A 20,338-nucleotide genomic window follows, 5' to 3' on the forward strand; every position below is an offset into this window, starting at 1 on the left:
GCCGACTGTCTCGTCCGGCATCGCCTCAGGCTCCCAGTTCGTTGTCGATGAAGGCGAAGAGGTTCTCGTCGTCCGCCGTGTCGAGGTTTCCGGCTGCGGTGACCAGGCCCGAGTCGTCCGCGGTGTCGTGCCGGGCGAGCAGTGCGTGCAGCCGCGAGACCAGGCGGCCTCGGTTCTCGTCCCCGGGGCTGGTCTCGGCGAGGGCGGCGTCGAGCCGGTCCAGGTCGGCCAGGAGCGCGGCGGGGCCGGTGGCGGCGCTTTCGACCACCAGTTGTTCCAGCAGGTGGTCGGCGAGGCGGGCGGCGTTCGGGTGGTCGAAGACCAGCGTGGTCGGCAGCCGCAGGCCGGTGACGGCGCTGAGCTGGTTGCGGATCTCGATCGCGCTGAGCGAGCTGAATCCCAGGTCGGTGAAGCCCAGCTCGGGGTGGACGGCCTCGGCGGAGGCGTGTCCGAGGACCGCGGCGGCGTGGCCGCGGACCAGGTCGAGCACCACCTGCCGCCGCTCGGACGGGTCGAGGGGAGCCAGTCGGGCGCTGAGCGACGCCGTGTCCGGCCTCTCCCCCTCGGCCGTCCGCCGGATCGGGGGTGGAACGAGGGCGCGCAGCAGCGCGGGCACCGGGACGCTGTGCGCGTGGGCCCGCAGGGCGGTCAGGTCCAGGCGGGCCGCCACCAGGTGGGAGCGGCCTGCGGTGAGGGCAGCGTCGAGCAGGGTGAGACCGTCCTCGTCGGACAGGGCGGTTCCGCCGCCGGCCGCGTCCTCGCGTTCGGCCGCTGAGAGATGGCCGGTCATGCCGGTGCCGGTGGCCCACATGCCCCAGCCGATGGAGAGGGCGTCCCGGCCCCGGGTGCGGATCCTGGTGGCCAGCGCGTCCAGAGCGGCGTTGGCGGCGGCGTAGTTGGCCTGGCCGGGTGCTCCGAAGGTGGCGGTGGTGGAGGAGAAGAACACGAACAGTTCGGCCCCGGCCAGTCTGCTCAGGTGGAGCGCCGCGTCGGTCTTGGGGCGCAGCACGGCCGCGACGCGCTGGGGTGTCATCGACGAGAAGACGCCGTCGTCGAGGACGCCCGCCGCGTGGACCACGGTGGCGATCCGCCGGCCGGTCAGCACCTCGGCGAGGCGTTTCTCGTCGGCGGTGTCGCAGGCCACGATCTCGGCCCGTGCGCCGAGGGCGGCGAGGTCGGCGGTGAGATCGGCGGCTCCGGGGGCGTTCGGGCCGGAGCGGCTGAGCAGGAGCAGTTCGGTGACGCCGTGGGCGGCGGCGAGGTGCCGGGCCACCAGGCCGCCGAGGCCGCCGGTGCCGCCGGTGACCAGGACGGTTCCGGCGGGCAGCGCGGGCTCGCCCGCCGGGCGGGCCCGGACGAGGCGTGGCACCAGTGGGGAGCCGCCGCGCAGCGCGGTCTCCGGTTCGTCGGGGACGAGTGCCTCGGCGAGTCCGGTGAGGTCGCCGTCGGTGTCGACGAGCACGAACCGGCCGGGGTGTTCGGAGTGTGCCGACCGGAGCAGTCCCCGGGCGGCGGCACCGGGCAGGTCGGTGATGTCCTCACCGTCGCGTACGGCGACGGACCCGCAGGTGAGCAGGACGATGCGCGACTCGTCGAAGCGCCGGTCCGCGAGGAGGGTCTGTGCCGATTCGAGTACCTCGGCCACCCGGCGGTGGACCGCCTCCGCGTCTTCGTCGTCCGGTGTTCCCGCCCCGGAGAGGAGGACGACCTCGGGTACGTTCATGCCCGCGTCGGCGTATTCGATCAGCGCGGCGGTGTCGGCGTGCCACTCGACGGCGAAGTCCTCCTCGGCCAGATGGTCGGCCGCGCCGAGGATGTCGCCGCCGACCACGGCCCACGAGGCGGGGAACGGGCCGGGGGCGGCGGATGTCCAGTCGGTGGTGAACAGCGCGTCGCCGGGACCGTTCGCGGAGGTCAGCTGGGCGGCGGAGACGGGACGGAGCTCCAGCGACTCGACGTGGACCACCGGAGCGCCGGTGGTGGTCACGGCCTCCAGGCGTACGGACTCCCGTTCGGCGGAGCGGCTCAGCCGGACCCGCAGTTCGGTGCTGCCCGCCGTGTGCGCGGTGACGCCCTGCCAGGCGAAGGGGATCCGCACCCCGCCGGCTCCGGGGAGGAGTCCTCCGGCGCCGATGGCGTGCAGGGCGGCGTCGAACAGGGCGGGGTGCAGACCGAAGCCCTCGACGCCGGCGCGGGCTTCCTGGGGAAGCGTGACCTCGGCGAACACCTCGTCGTCCCGCCGCCAGACGGAGCGCAGGCCCCGGAAGGCGGGACCGTATCCGTAGCCGCTGTCGGCGGCGGGCTCGTAGAAGCCGGTCAGGTCGACCGGTTCGGCGTCCGCGGGTGGCCACGGGACCGGCTCCGGGACGTATCCGGCCGGGTCGGCGGCACGCACCGTGCCCCTCGCGTTCCGGGTCCAGGCTCCGTCGTCCCCCTCGGTGCGGGAGTAGACGGTGAGGGTGCGGGTGCTCTCCGTGGGGGTGCTGTCCGCGACGACGACCTGGAGGACGACCGCCCGTCCCTCGGGGAGGGTGAGCGGGGCCTCCAGGGCGAGGTCGTCCAGGTGGGGGCAGCCGGCCGACGCGCCGGCCCGGAGGGCGAGTTCGACCAGGGCGGTGCCGGGCAGCAGGACGGTGCCCAGCAGGACGTGATCGGCGATCCACGGGTGGGTGTCCGCGGCGATCCGTCCGGTGAGCAGCACCCCGTCCGTGCCGGCCACGGGCACCGCCGCGCCGAGCATCGGGTGGTCGGCGCGGTCGAGGCCCATGGCGGAGACGTCGGCGGGCAGCGCCCGGCTCTCGGGCCAGAAGCGTTCCCGCTGGAACGGGTAGGTGGGGAGCTGGACGGCGCTGCCGGTGCGGTCCTCCAGAACGGTGCGCCAGTCGACGGGGACGCCGTGTGCGTGGGCCTCGGCCAATGCGGTCGTCCAACGCCGCTGACCGCCCTCACCGCGGCGCAGCGTGCCCAGGGCAGCCCCGGCACGGCCCGCGGCCTCCATGCTCTCCTGCACGCCAACGGTCAGCACCGGATGGGCGCTGACCTCCAGGAACACCGTCCGTCCCTCGGCCAGCAAGGCATCAGTGGCGTCCCCGAACCGCACGGCGTTCCGCAGATTGTCGTACCAATAGTCCGCATCCAGGCCCGCGGTGTCCTTCCGCTCTCCCGTCACCGACGAGTGGAACGGCACCGCCGAAGACACCGGGGAGACGGAATCCAGCACCTTCAGCAGGCGCTCGCGGACCCGCTCCACCTGCACGCCGTGCGACGCGTAGTCGATCGCCACCCGTCGCGCCCTGATTCCCGCGGTCGCGCAGTGCGCCAGCAGCCCTTCGACATCGGCGACATCGCCTGAGACCACCGTGGAACCGGGCCCGTTGACCGCCGCGACCGACAACCCCGGCCACCGCGAAGCGAGTTCCTCAGCCGCCGGGGCGGGCAGCGCCAGCGACGCCATCCCTCCCCGTCCCACCAGCTCTTCCGCGATCACCCGGGCTCTGAGCGCCGCCACTCGCGCCCCGTCCTCCAAGGACAGCCCGCCCGCGACCACAGCCGCCGCGATCTCCCCCAGGGAATGGCCCACCACCGCGGCCGGCACCACTCCCGCCGAAGCCCACAGTCTCGCCAGCGACACCATCACCGCCCACAGGACCGGCTGCTCCACCTCGGCCCGCTCCAGGCCCGCCCCGTCCCGCACGACGTCCAGCAGCGAGAAATCGGTGAACGGCTCCAGCGCCCGGTGGCACTCCGCCATCGCCTCGGCGAACACCGGCTCCCGCTCCAGCAGCTCCGCGCCCATCCCCGCCCACTGCGCGCCGTGGCCGGGGAACACGAACACCGGAGACACCCGGGAACGCGCCACGCCACGCACCACGCCCGGATGCGGAACGCCCTCCGCCAACGCCCGCAGCGCACCCGCACGGTCCGGCCCCAGCACCACCGCCCGGTGCTCCAGCACCGCCCGTCCGGTGGCCAGCCGCCACGCGGCGTCGCCGGGGTCGGCGTCGTCCGCCACGGCGGCGAGCCTGGCCGCGGACTCCTGGAGGGCGGCCGTGCTCTTGCCGGACAGGATCCAGGGCAGGACCGGGAGGGCGGGCCGTGCCGGAACACTCCCCGTCACCGGCGCGACGGCCGGCTGAGGTGCGCGGTACTCCTCCAGCACCACATGCGCGTTGGTACCACTGACCCCGAACGAGGACACCCCCGCCCGACGCGGACGCGACCCACCCGGCCACTCCCGCGCCTCCGTCAACAACTCCACCGCACCCGAAGACCAGTCCACATGCGGCGTCCGCACATCCGCGTGCAAAGTCCGCGGCATCACCCCGTGCCGCAACGCCTGCACCATCTTGATCACACCACCCGCACCCGCCGCGGCCTGCGTATGACCAATGTTCGACTTCAACGACCCCAACCACAAAGGCCGACCCTCCGGCCGATCCTGACCGTAAGCGTTGAGCAACGCCTGCGCCTCGATCGGATCACCCAGCGTCGTACCCGTCCCATGCGCCTCCACCACGTCCACCTGGTGCGGTTCCAGGCCGGCGGCGGCCAGCGCCGTACCGATGACCCGCTCCTGGGAGGGGCCGTGGGGGGCGGTCAGCCCGTTGGACGCGCCGTCCTGGTTGACGGCGGAGCCGCGCACCACCGCGAGCACCTCGTGCCCGTTGCGTACGGCGTCGGAGAGCCGCTCCACCAGCAGCACACCCACACCCTCGGACCAGCCGGTGCCGTCGGCGTCCGCGGAGAACGAGCGGCAGCGGCCGTCGGACGCCAGACCGCGCTGTCTGCTGAAGTCGATGAAGACGCCCGGGGTGGAGAGCACGGTGACACCGCCCGCCACCGCCATGTCGCACTCGCCGTTGCGCAGCGCCTGGCAGGCCAGATGCAGGGTGACCAGGGACGAGGAGCAGGCGGTGTCCACGGTCATGGCCGGACCCTCGAGTCCGAAGGTGTAGGACACCCGGCCGGCCAGCACGCTGCCCGAGGTGCCGGTGCCGATGTAGCCCTCGACCCCCTCCGGCAGCACGGTCATGGTCGCGCCGTAGTCGTGGTACATGAGTCCGGCGAACACGCCGGTGGAGCTGCCGCGCAGCGAGCTCGGGTCGATTCCGGCCCGCTCGAAGACCTCCCAGGAGGCTTCCAGCATCAGCCGCTGCTGCGGGTCCATCGCCAGCGCCTCGCGCGGCGAGATACCGAAGGGCACGGGGTCGAAGCGGTCCGCGTCGTGGACGAATCCGCCCTGGAGGACGTAGGACTTGCCGACCGCGTCGGGGTCGGGGTCGTAGAGGGCCGCGGTGTCCCAGCCCCGGTTGTCCGGGAAGGGGCCGATGGCGTCGGAGCCCGCCGCCACCAGGTTCCACAGGTCCTCGGGGCTGTTGACCCCACCGGGGTAGCGGCAGCTCATCGCGACGATGGCGATGGGCTCGTCGGCGCCGACGGCCCGGTTGGCCCGCGCGCGCGTCGCGGTGTCCGCCCCGATCAGACGGGGCAGCAGATGGGCGACCAGGGCCTGCGGGGAGGGGTGGTCGAAGACGAGGGCCGCGGACAGCCGCAGGCCCGTCACGGCACCGAGCCGGTTGCGCAGTTCCACGGCGGTCAACGAGTCGAAGCCCAGGTCCTTGAAGGGCTTGTGGTCCTCGATCGATTCCGCGCCGCTGTGCCCGAGCACACCGGCGGCCTCGGACCGCACCAACTCGGTGAGCAGCTCGACCCGTTCGGCCTCGCCGAGACCGGCGAGGCGCTCGCCCAGCGGGGAGGCGGCACCGCGCACGGCACGCGCCGCCTCGGGCAGGACACGGCGGGTGACCAGGCCCCGCAGCAGGGGGGCCACCGCGGCGGGGTCGCGGTCCGCGGCCTCCCGCAGCTCGGTGAGGTTCAGCCGGAGGGCGACCAGGTGCGGGGTGTCGCCCGTCCGTACGGCGTCCAGTACGGCCAGGGCTTCGGCGGTGGCGAGCGCGGAGCCCACCCGCCGGATCCTGGCCCGTCCCGTCTCGTCCAGCCCGGCGGAGATGCCGGAGGCCTCCGCCCACAGGCCCCAGCCGACGGAGACGGCACCCGGCCTGCGGCGGGCGACGGCGTCCAGGACCGCGTTCGCCGCCGCGTAGCCGGCCTGGCCGGCGGAGCCGAAGGTGGCCGAGGCCGAGGAGAACAGCACGAACAGCGAGACGTCGCCGACCAGGTCGTCCAGGTGCAGCGCGGAGGCCGCCTTGGCGTCCAGCACCGCGTCGAGCCTGTCCGGGGTCAGAGAGGTGACCACGCCGTCGTCCACGATCCCGGCGGCGTGCACCACACCGGTCAGCGGCCGGTCGGCGGGCACGGCCGCGAGTATCCCGGCCAGCGCCTCGCGGTCGGCCACATCGCAGGCGAGGGCGCGGGCGCGGGCCCCCAGGGAGGCCAGCTCGGCGATCAGTTCGTCCGCCCCGGGCGCTTCGGGGCCGCGCCGGCTCACCAGCAGCAGGTCACGGACACCGTGTTCGGCGGCCAGATGCCGGGCGACACGGCCGCCGAGGACTCCGGTGCCGCCGGTGACGAGCACCGTGCCGTGCGCCTCCGGCGGGCTCGGCGCGGCCGGGGGGACGACGGCCCGGACGAGACGGGGCGCGGACAACCGGCCCTCCCGCAGAGCGAGCTGCGGCTCATCGGTGTCGGCGAGGCCGGTGACCGGCGTGCCGCCGTCGGACGGGTCCAGGTCGAGCAGGACGAAGCGGCCCGGGTGCTCGGTCTGCGCGCTGCGCACCAGCCCCCACACCGCGGCGGCGGCCGGGTCGACCGGGGTGTCCCCGGCGGGCACGGCACCTCGGGTGAGCAGTACGAGACGGGAGGCGGCGAAGCGCTCGTCGGCGAGCCAGGTCCGTACGTACTCCAGGGCACGGTGGGCCGCGCGGCGGACCGCGGCGGGCCCGTCGAGGGTCACCGGGCCGTCGGAGTCCTCGGGGTCGGTGTCGGCGTCGGCGTGGACGGCCACCAGGGCGGGGGGCTCGGCCAGGGCCGCCAGTCCCCTCGCTCCGGTGACGACCGTCCACGGGGTGGCCGGGCCGGACGCGGGCAGGGCGGCCCACTCGACACGGAAGAGCGTGTCGGAGGGGATCCGGCCGTCCGTCGGCGTCGCCGGCCGCAGCACCAGGGACTCCACGGAGGCGACCGGGCGTCCCGCCGGGTCGGCGAACTCCAGCGAGACGGCGTCCGTGCCCGCCGGGGTCAGGCGCACGCGCAGGGCGGTGGCACCCTTGGCGTGCAGGGTGACGCCGGACCAGCTGAACGGCACCCGGACGGCCGGATCGTCCCGCGAGGGGCCGCTCAGGGCCGCGCAGTGCAGGGCGGCGTCGAAGAGGGCGGGGTGCAGGTCGAAGCCCCCGGCGTCCGGGGAGTCCGCGCCGTCGGCCACGACGGGCAGCGCCACGTCGGCGTACACCACGCCGTCGGCGGCGCGCCAGGCGGCGCGCAGTCCCTGGAAGACCGGCCCGTAGTCGAGGCCGGCGGTCGCCGCGGCGGCGTAGAAGTCGTCCAGCACCACGGGCTGGGCGTCCCGCGGCGGCCACTCGGCCAGGGATTCGCCCGCCGTCGGGCGCGCGGGGGCCAGGACGCCGGTGGCGTGCCGGACCCAGCCGCCGTCCGTGCCCTCGGTCCCGTCGGCCCCGTCGGGCCGGGTGTAGAGGGCGATCTCCCGGGAGCCGTCCGCGAGCGGGGCGCCCACCTCCGCCTGGATCCGGAGACCGCCCGCCTCGGGCAGTTCCAGCGGGGTGCCCAGGGTCAGTTCGTCCACGACGGCGCAGCCGACCCGGCCGCCCGCGTGCAGGGCGAGATCGACGAGCGCGGTGCCTGGGACGAGGACCGCGCCGAGCACACGGTGGTCGTTGAGCCAGGGGTGGGTGGTGCGGGACAGCCGGCCGGTGAGCACGAGGCCCCCGTCGCCGGCCACCGAGACGAGCGCGCCCAGCAGCGGGTGTCCGGCACCGCTCAGCCCGACCGCCCCGAGGTCGGCCGGGCTGCTGAGGGCCGGCCAGTAGTGCTGTCGTCGGAAGGCATAGGTGGGCAGGTCCACCCGGCGCGGACTCCACGGTTCCAGGACGGCCGCCCAGTCGGGATCGAGCCCCGCGACGTGCAGGCGCGCCACGGCCCGCAGCAGGGTGTCCGTCTGGTCGCGGCCGTCGCGCTGCAGCGGGACGGCGACGGCGGTGTCGTCCTCGGCCCCGACCAGGGCGGAGAGGACCCCGTCGGGGCCCACCTCGACGTACCGGGTGACGCCCTGGCGCGCCAGTTCCCCGGCGGCGTCGGCGAACCGGACGGTCGAGCGGACCTGTCCGACCCAGTGCTCCCAGGTCGCCGGGTCACCGTCGAGGCCGGCGGTGGAGACGATCGGGATCACCGGCGGGTGGTAGGTGAGGTCGCGGGCGATCGCGGCGAACTCGTCGAGCATGGGTTCCATCAGATACGAGTGGAAGGCGTGGGAGACCACGAGCCGCTTGACCTTGCGGCCCTGGGCGCGCAGCCGTTCCTCCAGCGCGCCGATCGCGCCGGCGTCACCCGAGACCGTCAGGGACGAGGGCCCGTTGACCGCCGCGAGGTCGACCCCGTCGGGCAGCTCGATCTCGCCCTCGGCGGCCTCGACGGCCAGCATCGCGCCGCCCTCGGGCAGTTCCTCCATCAGCCGGCCGCGGGCCGCGACCAGGCGGCAGGCGTCGTCCAGCGACAGGATGCCCGCGACATGGGCGGCGGCCAGCTCGCCGATCGAGTGGCCCGCCAGTACGTCGGGGCGCAGGCCCCAGGACTCGGCCAGGCGGAAGAGCGCGACCTCGACGGCGAACAGCGCCGGCTGGGTGTGGACGGTGCGGTCCAGCGCCGCGCCGTCCTCGAAGACGATCTCCTTCAGCGGCCGGTCGCCGCCGACCTTCTGGCACACCGTGTCGAAGGCATCGGCGAACACCGGGAAGGTCTCGTACAGCTCTCGTGCCATGCCGACGTGCTGCGCGCCCTGCCCGGTGAACAGGAAGGCGGTCAGGCCGGGCCGTACGGCGCCGGTGAGCACGTCGGGCCCGGTGCGCCCCTCTTCGAGGGTCCGCAGGCCGGCCCGGGCGTTCGCCGGGTCGGTGGCGAGGACGACGCCACGGTGCTCGTGGGACTGGCGGGTCGCGCCGAGGGAGTGGGCGAGGTCGACGAGTTCGGCGGCCTTTCCCGTCCCGTCGTCCAGGAAGGTACGCAGCCGTTCGGCCTGCGCCCTCAGGGCGGGCGCGCTCCGGCCGGACACCGGCAGCGGCAGCGTGCCGGGGGCGGGCCGGCGGGTGGCGGGACCCTCGGCGGGGGCTTCGGCGGGGGCTTCCTCCAGGATGAGGTGGGCGTTGGTGCCGCTGATGCCGAAGGAGGAGACGGCCGCCCTGCGGGGGTGTGCGCCGGGTTCCCAGGGCTGCTCCCCGGTGAGCAGTTCGATACGGCCGGAGGACCAGTCCACGTGCGGGGTGGGCACGTCGGCGTGCAGGGTGCGGGGCAGCACGCCGTGGTGCATCGCCAGCACCATCTTGATCACGCCGGCGGCCCCGGCGGCGGACTGGGTGTGGCCGATGTTGGACTTCAGCGAGCCGAGCCACAGCGGACGGTCCCGGTCGCGGCCGTAGGTGGCCAGCAGCGCCTGTGCCTCGATGGGGTCGCCCAGCGTGGTTCCGGTGCCGTGCGCCTCGACCGCGTCGACCTGGTCGGGCGTCAGGCGGGCGTCGTCGAGGGCGGCGCGGATGACCCGTTCCTGGGCGGGGCCGCTGGGGGCGGTGAGGCCGTTGGAGGCTCCGTCCTGGTTGATCGCGCTGCCGCGTATCACGGCGAGCACCGGGTGGCCGTTGCGGCGGGCGTCGGAGAGCCGCTCGATGAGCAGTACGCCGACGCCCTCGCCCCAGCCGGTGCCGTCCGCGTCGGCGGAGAACGCCTTGCACCGGCCGTCGGAGGCCAGGCCGCCCTGACGGTTGAACTCGTGGAAGGCGACCGGGTGCGGCATGACGGTGACCCCGCCGGCGAAGGCCATGGAGCAGTCGCCGGCGCGGATGGCCTGGGCGGCCAGGTGCAGGGCGGTCAGCGACGAGGAGCACGCGGTGTCCACACTGACCGCGGGCCCCCGCAGGCCCAGTGTGTAGGCGATACGGCCGGAGAGTACGGCGGTGGCGCTGCCGGTGAGCTGGTAGCCCTCGGTCCCGGCCATGCCCGCCTGCATGTTGATGCCGTAGCCCTGTCCGCTGGCCCCGATGAACACGCCCGCGCGGGAGCCGCGCAGCGTCTCGGGATGGATGCCGGCCCGCTCCATCGCCTCCCAGACAGATTCCAGGACCAGCCGCTGCTGCGGGTCCATGGCCAGCGCCTCGCGCGGGTTGATGCCGAAGAACGCGGGGTCGAACATGCCCGCATCGTGCAGGAAGCCGCCCTGGGCCGCTTCGGGGGCCGCGACGCCCTCGGCGCCCACCAGCGGACTGACGTCCCAGCCCCGGTCACCGGGGAACGGGGTGACGGCGTCCGTGCCGGAGGAGAGGAGCCGCCAGAGGTCCTCGGGCGAACGCACACCGCCGGGCAGGGCGCAGGCCACCGACACGATGGCCATGGGCTCGTGCTCCTGCGACTCGGCCTCGCGCAACCGCCTGCGCGTGGTGTGCAGTTCGGCGATCACCCGGCCCAGGTAGTCACGGAGCTTGTGCTCGTTGGGGCTCTTGCTCGCTTCGGTCGTCATCGTGCTCTCCTGCGGGGTTCTTGGAGCGGCGGCGGTCACTTGAGTCCCAGATCCCTCTCGACCAAATCGAACAGTTCGTCGTCCGTGGCGTCTCCCAGCCGGTCGGCCAGGGCGTTGTCGTCAGCGGAGTCCGTACCGGTCCCGTTCCGTGTCGTGGCGAGCAGCGACTCCAGCCGCATCACGATCCGGACCCGGTCGAGGTCGTCGCCGGCACGGCGGGCGAGCGCCGCTTCGAGCCGGTCGAGTTCGTCCGTCGACGGCAGGTCGTCGACGACGTCCTCCGGCATCAGCAGGCCCAGCAGGTGCTCCGCCAGCGCGACGGGCGTCGGCTGGTCGAAGACGAGCGTGGCCGGCAGTGTCAGGCCGCTCTCGGAGGCCAGCCCGTCGCGCAGCGCCACAGCGGTCAGCGAGTCGGTGCCCAGGTCGCGGAAGGTGCGTTCCGGCTCGATGTCCTCCGGCCCCGCGTGGCCGAGCGCCACGGCGGCGTGGGTACGGACCAGTTCCAGCGCCGCGCGCTCGCGCTCCACCGGGGACAGCCCGGCCAGCCGGGTGCGGAACCCGTCCTCGGCCGGGTCGGGAACGGCTGCGGCCTCGGCCGCGGTGGGCCGGAGGGCGCTCACCTCGGGCAGTTCGGCGAGCAGCGGGCTGGGGCGCAGCGCGGTGAAGGAGGGGGCGAACCGTTCCCAGTCGACCTCCGCGGTGGCGGTGGACGGTTCGCGGGCGTCGAGCGCCTGACGCAACGCGACCATGGCGGGGGCGGGCCGGAGGAGCGAGATGCCTCGGCGCAGCATCGGTTCCACGGCGGCCCGGTCGACCATGCCGCCGCCGTCCCACGGTCCCCAGGCGACGGAGAGGACGGGCGCGCCCTCTCGGCTGCGCTGCTGGGCGAGCGCGTCGAGGTAGGCGTTGCCGGCGGCGTAGCCCCCGTGCAGGCCCACGCCCCACATCGCGGAGATGGAGGAGAAGTGGACGACGGCGTCCAGTCGTGTGGGGTCGAGCAGTTCGTCGAGGTGACGGGCTCCGGCGACCTTGCCGCCGACCTGGTGGGCGAGGTCCGCGACGCCGGTGTCGGCGAGCGGGGCCAGCACGCCCAGGCCCGCGGTGTGCATGACGGCCCGGACGGTGACGCCGTCGGCGGTCAGCGCGTCGAGCGCCCGGCCGACGGCGTCACGGTCCCGCAGGTCGCAGGCGACGGTGGTGACGCGGGAGCCGAGGGCGGTGAGTTCCGCGGTGAGTTCGCGGACGCCCGGGGCGTCGGGGCCGCGCCGGCTCATCAGGACGAGGTGCTCGACCCCCTCGGTGGCCAGCCAGCGGGCGACGTGGCCGCCGATGGCACCGGTGCCGCCGGTGACCAGCACCGTGCCGTCCGGTGTCCACCCGGTGCCGGAGCGCGGGGGGACGGGGGCGGCGTGGCGCAGCCGCCGTCCGAGGGCGGCCTCGGCGCGGACCGCCATCTGGTCCTCGCCGTCGGTACGGGTCAGGGTGGCCGCGAGCCGGGCGGCGAGGCGTGTGTCGTCGCCGAGGCCGTCGGCGGGCAGGTCGATCAGGCCGCCCCAGTGGCGGGGGTGTTCCAGCGCCGCGACCCTGCCCAGGCCCCAGACCGCGGCCTGGGCCGGGCTGACCGGTGCCTCGTCCTCGCCGGTGCCGACGGCTCCGGCGGTGAGGGTCCACAGCGGGCCCGGGTCGACGTCGAGGGCGGCGTGCAGCAGACGAAGGGTGCCGGCCAGACCGGCGGTGATCACCGGGTGGTCCGGATACGGCGTCTCGTCCAGCGCGAGCAGGGAGATCACGCCACGGAGTCGCTCGCCGGGGACGACGTAGTCGCGGAGCAGGTCCGCGAACTCCTCCGCGTCGGTGCCGGCGGGGTCGACAAGGAGCAGGTCGACCTCGCCCTGCCGTTCGGTGAGCGCCGCGCGGCAGGCGTCAACCGTCGCGTCGGTGTGGTCAGGGGCCACCAGGAGCCACCGTCCGGCGCAGGACACGGCGGACGGCTCCGCCAAGGGCGTCCAGCCGATCCGGTACCGCCATGCGCCGACGGCCTCGTGCTCGCGGGCTTCGCTGTGCCAGGCCGACAGGGCCGGCAGCAGGGGCTCCAGCGCGGCCGGGTCGAGGCCGGCGGTGGCGGCCAGGGACTCGACGTCGCCCTCGTTCACGGCTGCCCAGAAGCGGGACTCCGCCGGTGAGGCGGCGGGTGCCGGTGCCACGGTCGTGTCCGGGGCCGGGACGTCGGGCCAGAAGCGGGCGCGCTGGAAGGGGTAGGTGGGCAGGTCGACCCGGTCGCCCGCGCCGGTCACGGCCGGCCAGTCGACCTCCGCGCCCCGTACATGGGCCCGGGCGATCATGCGCAGCAGTGTCCGCGCCTCGCCCTGCCCCGGGCGCAGTGCGGGGACGGCCGTCAGGCTGTCGGTCTGTTCCTGGGCCAGCGCGGAGAGCACTCCGTCGGGCCCCAGTTCGAGAGCTGTCCGTACGCCGGTGAGTGTGGCGAGGGCGTCGGCGAAGCGGACGGGTTCGCAGATCTGTCCCACCCAGTAGCCAGGGGTGGCGATGTCACCGGGCGCGGTCGTGCGGACGGGGATTCGCGGGGCGTGGTACGTCAACGACTCCGCCACCGCCGTGAACTCGGGCAGCATCGGCTCCATCAGACGGGAGTGGAACGCGTGCGAAACGGCCAGCCGCTTCACCCGTACGCCCTGTGCCCGGAGGCGTTCCTCCAGTACGGCGATCGCCTGCGCCTCACCGGACACCGTCACCGAAGCGGGCCCGTTCACGGCGGCAAGGTCGACACCGTCGGGCAGTGTCAGATCCTTCTCCGCCACCTCCACGGCGAGCATCGCGCCGCCGTCGGGCAGGGCGTCCATCAACCGCCCGCGTGCAGAGACCAGAACGCAGGCGTCCTCCAGCGACAACACCCCCGCACAATGCGCCGCCGCCAGCTCACCAATGGAGTGCCCCACCAGAACATCCGGGACCACACCCCACGACTCCACCAGCCGGAACAGCGCCACCTCCAACGCGAACAGAGCAGGCTGCGCATACGCGGTACGCCCCAGCAAACCCGCGTCCTCGCCGAACACCACCTCCCGCAGCGGACGCCCGAGATCCACCCGGGCACACACCGCGTCGAACGCGTCCGCGAACACCGGGAACACCCCGTACAACTCCCGGCCCATCCCCAACCGCTGCGACCCCTGACCCGAGAACAACAGCGCGGGGCGGCCGGATTCGGCGAGGCCTCGGACGGTCGAGTGGCCGGCGTCCGCGAGGTCGGAGAGTCCGGTGAGGAGGGTCTCGCGGTCGTGCCCCACGGCAACGGCCCGGTGTTCCAGGTGGGCCCGGCCGTCCGCCAGGGAGACCGCCACGTCGACCGGGTGGAGGCTGTCGTCCCGTGTGATCCGCTCGGCCAGCCGGACGGCCTGCTCGCGCAGCGCCTGCGGGGTGCGGGCCGAGAGCACCCACGGGATCAGGGGTGGGGCCGCCCGGCGCACGGGGCTTTGAGGGCTCGCCGGGGCGGGAGCGTGCTCCAGGATCACGTGTGCGTTGGTGCCGCTGATGCCGAAGGCGGACACCCCCGCACGGCGCGGGCGGTCCAGCTCCGGCCACGGACGGGCCTCGGCGAGCAGTTCCACCGCACCCGTCGTCCAGTCCACCTCGGGTGTGGGCCCGGTCACGTGCAGGGTGCGGGGCAGCACTCCGTGCCGCAGGGCCATGACCGTCTTGATGACGCCCGCGACACCGGCGGCGGCCTGGGTGTGGCCGATGTTGGACTTCAGCGACCCCAGCCACAGCGGCCGGTCGGCGGGCCGGTCCTGCCCGTAGGCGGCCAGCAGCGCCTGCGCCTCGATCGGGTCACCCAGCCTGGTGCCGGTGCCGTGCGCCTCCACCACGTCCACGTCGGAGGGTTCCAGACCGGCCGCCGCGAGGGCCGCCCGGATGACCCGCTGCTGGGAGGGTCCGTTGGGGGCGGTCAGCCCGTTGGAGGCCCCGTCGGAGTTGACCGCCGAGCCACGTACCACCGCCAGTACCTCGTGCCCGTTGCGCCGGGCGTCCGAGAGCCGCTCCACCAGGAGCAGCCCGACCCCCTCGCCCCAGCCGGTGCCGTCCGCGTCGGCGGAGAACGCCTTGCACCGGCCGTCGGACGCCAGGCCGTCCTGCTTGGCGAACTCGGAGAAGACTCCGGGGCTGGTCATCACCGCGACACCGCCGACGACGGCCATGGTGCACTCGCCGGCGCGCAGCGACTGCGCCGCGAGGTGCAGGGCGACCAGGGACGACGAGCAGGCGGTGTCCACGGTCAGGGTCGGGCCCTCCAGACCGAAGACGTAGGCCACCCGGCCGGACAGGACGCTGCCCGACATCCCGGTGAGCGAGTGCCCCTCGGAGCCGGGGACGGCGACGCCCACTCCGTACCCGGACGGTGATGCGCCGATGAAGACTCCGGTGGGAGTCGAGCGCACGGCGTGCGGGCCCAGTCCGGCACGCTCGAACAGCTCCCAGGAGGTCTCCAGCAGCAGCCGCTGCTGCGGGTCCATGGCCATGGTCTCGCGCGGCGAGATGCCGAACAGGTCGGCGTCGAAGGAGGTGGCGTTGTGTACGAAGCCTCCGACGCGGGTGTAGGGGGCGCCGGGCCCCGTGTCGTCGTCGGTGGGCCAGCCCCGGTCGGACGGGAAGCCTCCGACCGCGTCGACGCCCTCGGTGACCAGCCGCCAGAGTTCCTCCGGCGAGGAGGCGTCGCCCGGGTACCGGCATGCCATGCCGACGATCGCCAGGGGCTCGTCGGAGACCTCGGCCGTCGTGACCGTCTCGCGGTCGTCGCCGCTGACCAGCGAAAGGACGTGGCGGGAGACGTCCGAGGGGGTCGGGTGGTCGAAGACCAGTGTCGTGGGCAGACGGAGATCGAGAGCGCCGGCCACCCGGTTGCGGACGGTCACGGCGGTGAGGGAGTCCACGCCCAGGTCCTTGAACGGGCGCTCGGCGTCGACCGGTTCGGAGTAGCCGAGGACCGCCGCGGTCTCCCGGCGGACCAGGTCGAGGACGGTGCGGGCCCACTCCGACTCCGGCAGCCCGGCCAGCAGGGTCCGCACGGCCGAGGCTCCGTCCTCGGTGGCGGCCGGTCCCCCGGCCAGGGCCTCGGTGACCTCGGGCAGGGCCGAGAGCAGCGGGCTGGGCCGGCGGCTGGTGAAGGCGGGGGTGAAGCGTGCCCAGTCGATGTCGGCGACGACCACGCGGGTGTCGTCGGCGTCGATCGCGCGCTCCAGCGCGGTGACGCACAGGCCCGGCGGCATGGGTCGCAGGCCCCGGCGCTTGAGGTACTCGTCGGCACCGTCCCGGGCGGCCATGCCGATCTGTGCCCAGGAGCCCCAGGCCACAGCCGTGCCGGCCCGGCCGGCCGCCCGGCGGGCCGCAGCGAGGGCGTCGAGGTGGGCGTTGGCGGCGGCGTAGGCGGCCTGACCACCGCTCCCCCACACTCCGGCGATCGAGGAGAACAGCACGAACAGTTCGGCGTCGGGCAGGAGCGCGTCGAGGTGCTCGGCCCCGACGGCCTTGGCCCGCAGTCCCTCGGCCAGGACGGGTACGGATGTGGAGTCGAGCGGCTGGGCCGGATCGGTTCCGGCCGCGTGCACCACTCCGGTGACCGGGTGCTCGGCGAGCAGGGCGGCCAGTGCGCCACGGTCGGCGACGTCGCACGCGAGGGCGACCGCGGTGGCACCCAGGTCGGCGAGTTCGGCGACCAGTTCGGCCGCGCCGGGGGCCTCGGGGCCCCTCCTGCTGCTCAGCACCAGCTTCCGGGTGCCCCGGCGGGCGAGCATACGGGCGGTCTCGGCGCCCAGTGCGCCGGTGCCACCGGTGATCAGCACCGCCTCGGGTGCCGCTTTCCCGGGCAGGGAGCCGGCGGGCGGCGCGTGGAGCAGACGGCGTGCGTAGACGCCTTCGGCCCGTACGGCGACCTGGTCCTCCTCGGCGCCGGCGAGCACCGCGGCGAGTCGGGCCATCGCCCGGGGCTCGGGGTCGACGGGCAGGTCGATCAGTCCGCCCCACCGCTCGGGGTGCTCCAGCGCGGCCACCCGGCCGAGTCCCCAGAGGCGGGCGGCGGCGGGGTCGACGATCCGGTCGGCGCGGTTCGTGGAGACGGCTGCGGTCGTGACGCACCACAGCGGGGCGGTGACCTCGGCGTCGGCCAGTGCCTGGACGGCCGTGAGGGTCGCGCCGAGGCCGACGGACACCGCCCCGTCCTCGGGGTGTGCCCGGCGGTCGTCGGCGAGGAGCGACAGGACTCCGGTGACCGGTTCCGTCCCCTCGGCCCCTTCGGCGGCCTCGCGCAGGAGTTCACTGAGCCCCCACCGGTCGAGGGCATCGTCGGGAACCGTGACGACGGCCGGTTCCGCGCCCGCCTGCCGCAGCGCCTGGGCGCAGCGTTCGGCGTGGCCGGTGTCGACGCCCTCGGTGTGCAGCAGGAGCCAGCGCCCGTCGAGGGTGCCGGCCGGGGCGCGGTCGACGGGCTGCCAGGTTTCCCGGTAGCGCCAGGAGTTGACGGTGGAGTGTTCGGCGCGGTCCCTGCGCCACCCCGCGAGGGCGGGCAGGACGGTCTCCAGGCCGTCGCCGGAGTCCAGGCGCAGGGTGTCGGCGACCTGCTCGTGGTCGAGTCGGTCGACGGCTTCCCAGAAGTCCGCCTCGACCGGGTCGGCGTCCGTGGTGCCGCTGGGGGCGGGTACCGCCTCGGGTGGGTCGGTCATCCAGTAGTGGGCGCGCTGGAAGGCGTAGGTGGGGAGGTCGACGGGGTCGGCCTCCGGGAGCACCCGCGCCCAGTCGACGGGGACGCCGTGGGCGTGGGCCTCGGCCAGCGCGGTCACCCAGCGCCGGGTTCCGCCCTCGCCCCGGCGCAGCGTGCCCAGAACCGCCCCGGCACGGCCCGTGGCCTCCATGCTCTCCTGGACGCCGACGGCCAGTACCGGGTGGGGGCTGATTTCGAGGAACAGGGTGCGTCCCTCGGTCAGCAGCGCACGGGTGACATCCTCGAACCGCACCGTGTTGCGCAAATTGCCGTACCAGTACTCAGCGTCCAGCCCCGCCGTGTCCTTCCGCTCCCCCGTCACCGTCGAATAGAACGGCACCGCCGAGGAAACCGGCACGACCGGAGCCAGATCCTCCAGCACCCGCTCGCGGATCCGCTCCACCTGCGCACAGTGCGAGGCGTAGTCCACGGGGATACGCCGCGCCCTGACACCCTCCCCCGCACAGTGCGCCAACAGCTCCCCGACCGCACCCGCCTCACCCGACACCACCGTGGAACCCGGCCCGTTCACCGCAGCCACCGACAACCCCGGCCACCGCGACACCAACTCCCCCGCCACCGGAGCCGACAACGCCAGGGACACCATCCCCCCCAGCCCCGCCAGCTCCCCCGCGATCGCACGCGACCGAAGCGCCACCACCCGCGCCCCGTCCTCCAGCGACAGACCACCCGCCACCACCGCGGCCGCGATCTCCCCCTGCGAATGCCCCACCACCGCCGACGGCACCACTCCCACCGAAGCCCACAGTCTCGCCAGCGACACCATCACCGCCCACAACACCGGCTGAACCACCTCAACGCGCTCCAGCCCCGCAGCATCCCCCCGCACCACCTCCAACAACGAGAAATCAGTGAACGGCCCCAACGCCCGATCACACTCCGCCATCGCCCCCGCGAACACCGGCTCCCACTCCAGCAACTCCCCCGCCATACCCACCCACTGCGAACCCTGACCAGGAAAGACGAAAACCGGAGAGACCCCGGAACGAGCCGCGCCGCGCACCGCGCCCGGATGCGGAACACCTTCCGCCAGCGCCCGCAGCGCACCCGCACGGTCCGGCCCCAGCACCACGGCCCGGTGCTCCAGCGTCGCCCGGGAGACCGCCAGGGTGCGGGCGACACCCACCGGGTCAAGACCGTCGGCGACCTCGGCCAGCCGCTCGGCCTGGCCCCGCAGCGCCTCAGGGGTGCGGGCGGACAGGAGCCAGGGCAGCACCGCGGTGTCGGCGATGCGCGGCGACGCGGGCTCGTCGGTGCGGTCGGTGCGGTCGGTGCCGTCGGTGCCGTCGGTCTTGTCCTCGGCCGGTGCGGCCGTGGCGTCAGCGCTCTCCAGGAGGAGGTGAGCGTTGGTTCCGCTGATGCTGAACGAGGAGACGCCCGCATGGCGAGGCCGCTCGGGGTCCCGCGGCCAGGCCGTCGGGCCGGTCAGCAGCCGGACGTTGCCCCGGGACCAGTCGACGTGCGGGGTGGGCTCGGTGACGTGGAGGGTGGGCGGCAGCTCCTCGGCGCGCAGGGCCATCACCATCTTGATGAGGCCGGCGACACCGGACGCGGCCTGGGTGTGCCCTATGTTGGACTTGACGGACCCCAGCCACAGCGGCCGGTCGGCGGGCCGGTCCTGACCGTAGGCGGCCAGCAGGGCCTGCGCCTCGATCGGGTCACCCAGCCTGGTGCCGGTGCCGTGCGCCTCCACCGCGTCGATGTCGGCGGCGGCGAGCTGGGCGTTCTCCAGCGCGGCGCGGATCACGCGTTCCTGCGAGGGGCCGTTCGGCGCGGTCAGGCCGTTGGACGCGCCGTCCTGGTTGACCGCGGACCCCTTGATCACGGCAAGTACCCGGTCGCCGCGGCGGCGGGCGTCCGAGAGGCGGCGCAGCACGAGGACACCGGCGCCCTCGCCCCAGCCGGTGCCGTCGGCGTCGGCGGAGAACGGCTTGCAGCGGCCGTCGGCCGCGAGGCCTCGCTGTCTGCTGAACTCGGTGAAGATACCCGGGCTGATCATGACGGTGACGCCGCCCGCGAGTGCCGTGTCGCACTCGCCGTTGCGCAGTGCCTGCACGGCGAGGTGGGTGGCGACCAGGGACGAGGAGCAGGCGGTGTCCACGGTGACCGCGAGCCCTTCGAGGCCCAGGGCGTAGGCGACGCGGCCGGAGACGACGCTGGGCGCGCTGCCGGTGAGCAGATGGCCCTCGACGCCCTGCGGGAGGGTGCGCAGGCCGGCGCCGTAGGCGGACGACGAGGAACCGATGAAGACGCCGGTGCGGGTTCCGCGCAGAGACAGCGGGTCGATGCCGGCGCGTTCCAGGGCTTCCCAGGAGGTCTCCAGCATCAGCCGCTGCTGGGGGTCCATCGCGAGCGCCTCGTGGGGCGAGATGTTGAAGAGGTCGGCGTCGAACTCGCCCGCGTCGTGGAGGAATCCGCCCTCGCGTACGTAGGTCGTGCCGGCGGCGTCGGGGTCGTCGTCGTACACGGCGGTGTCCCAGCCGCGATCGACGGGAAATCCGGTGATGCCGTCCCGGCCCTCGGAGACCAGTCGCCAGAGGTCCTCCGGGGAGTGCACTCCTCCGGGATAGCGGCAGCCCATGCCGACGATCGCCACGGGCTCGCTCCCGCGCGCCTCGACCTCCCGCAGTTGACGCCGGGTCTGCCGCAGGTCCGCGGTGAGCCGCTTGAGGTAGTCGAGATACTTCTGATTGTCGGCCACTCGATGCCACCTTTTCCGGACCGGCAGTTCACTTTTTTCGCGCGGGGAATCCGCGCGGATCAAACGGGCCTGTGTCGCAGAGTTTTCTGGGTTCCCGAATCCTTTTTGGGCTCCCGGAAATCGCCCCAATACCATCAGCAAAAACCCT

The 20,338-nt window shown here is 74.3% G+C and carries 1 protein-coding gene and 1 pseudogene; both read right to left on the bottom strand.

Going from position 1 to position 20,338, the window contains the following annotated elements; all coding sequences use genetic code 11:
• Nucleotides 1-25 precede the first annotated feature (25 nt).
• A pseudogene (locus ABD371_RS19160) lies at nt 26-10,657 on the bottom strand (type I polyketide synthase); the annotation flags it as partial.
• A gap of 77 nt (nt 10,658-10,734) precedes the next feature.
• Entirely contained in the window at nt 10,735-20,250 is a 9,516-nt protein-coding gene (locus ABD371_RS19165; protein ID WP_425575816.1) for a type I polyketide synthase, read from the bottom strand.
• Nucleotides 20,251-20,338: the final 88 nt, after the last annotated feature.

It is taken from the genome of Streptomyces amakusaensis (assembly GCF_039532665.1).
Classification (GTDB): Bacteria; Actinomycetota; Actinomycetes; order Streptomycetales; family Streptomycetaceae; genus Streptomyces; species Streptomyces amakusaensis.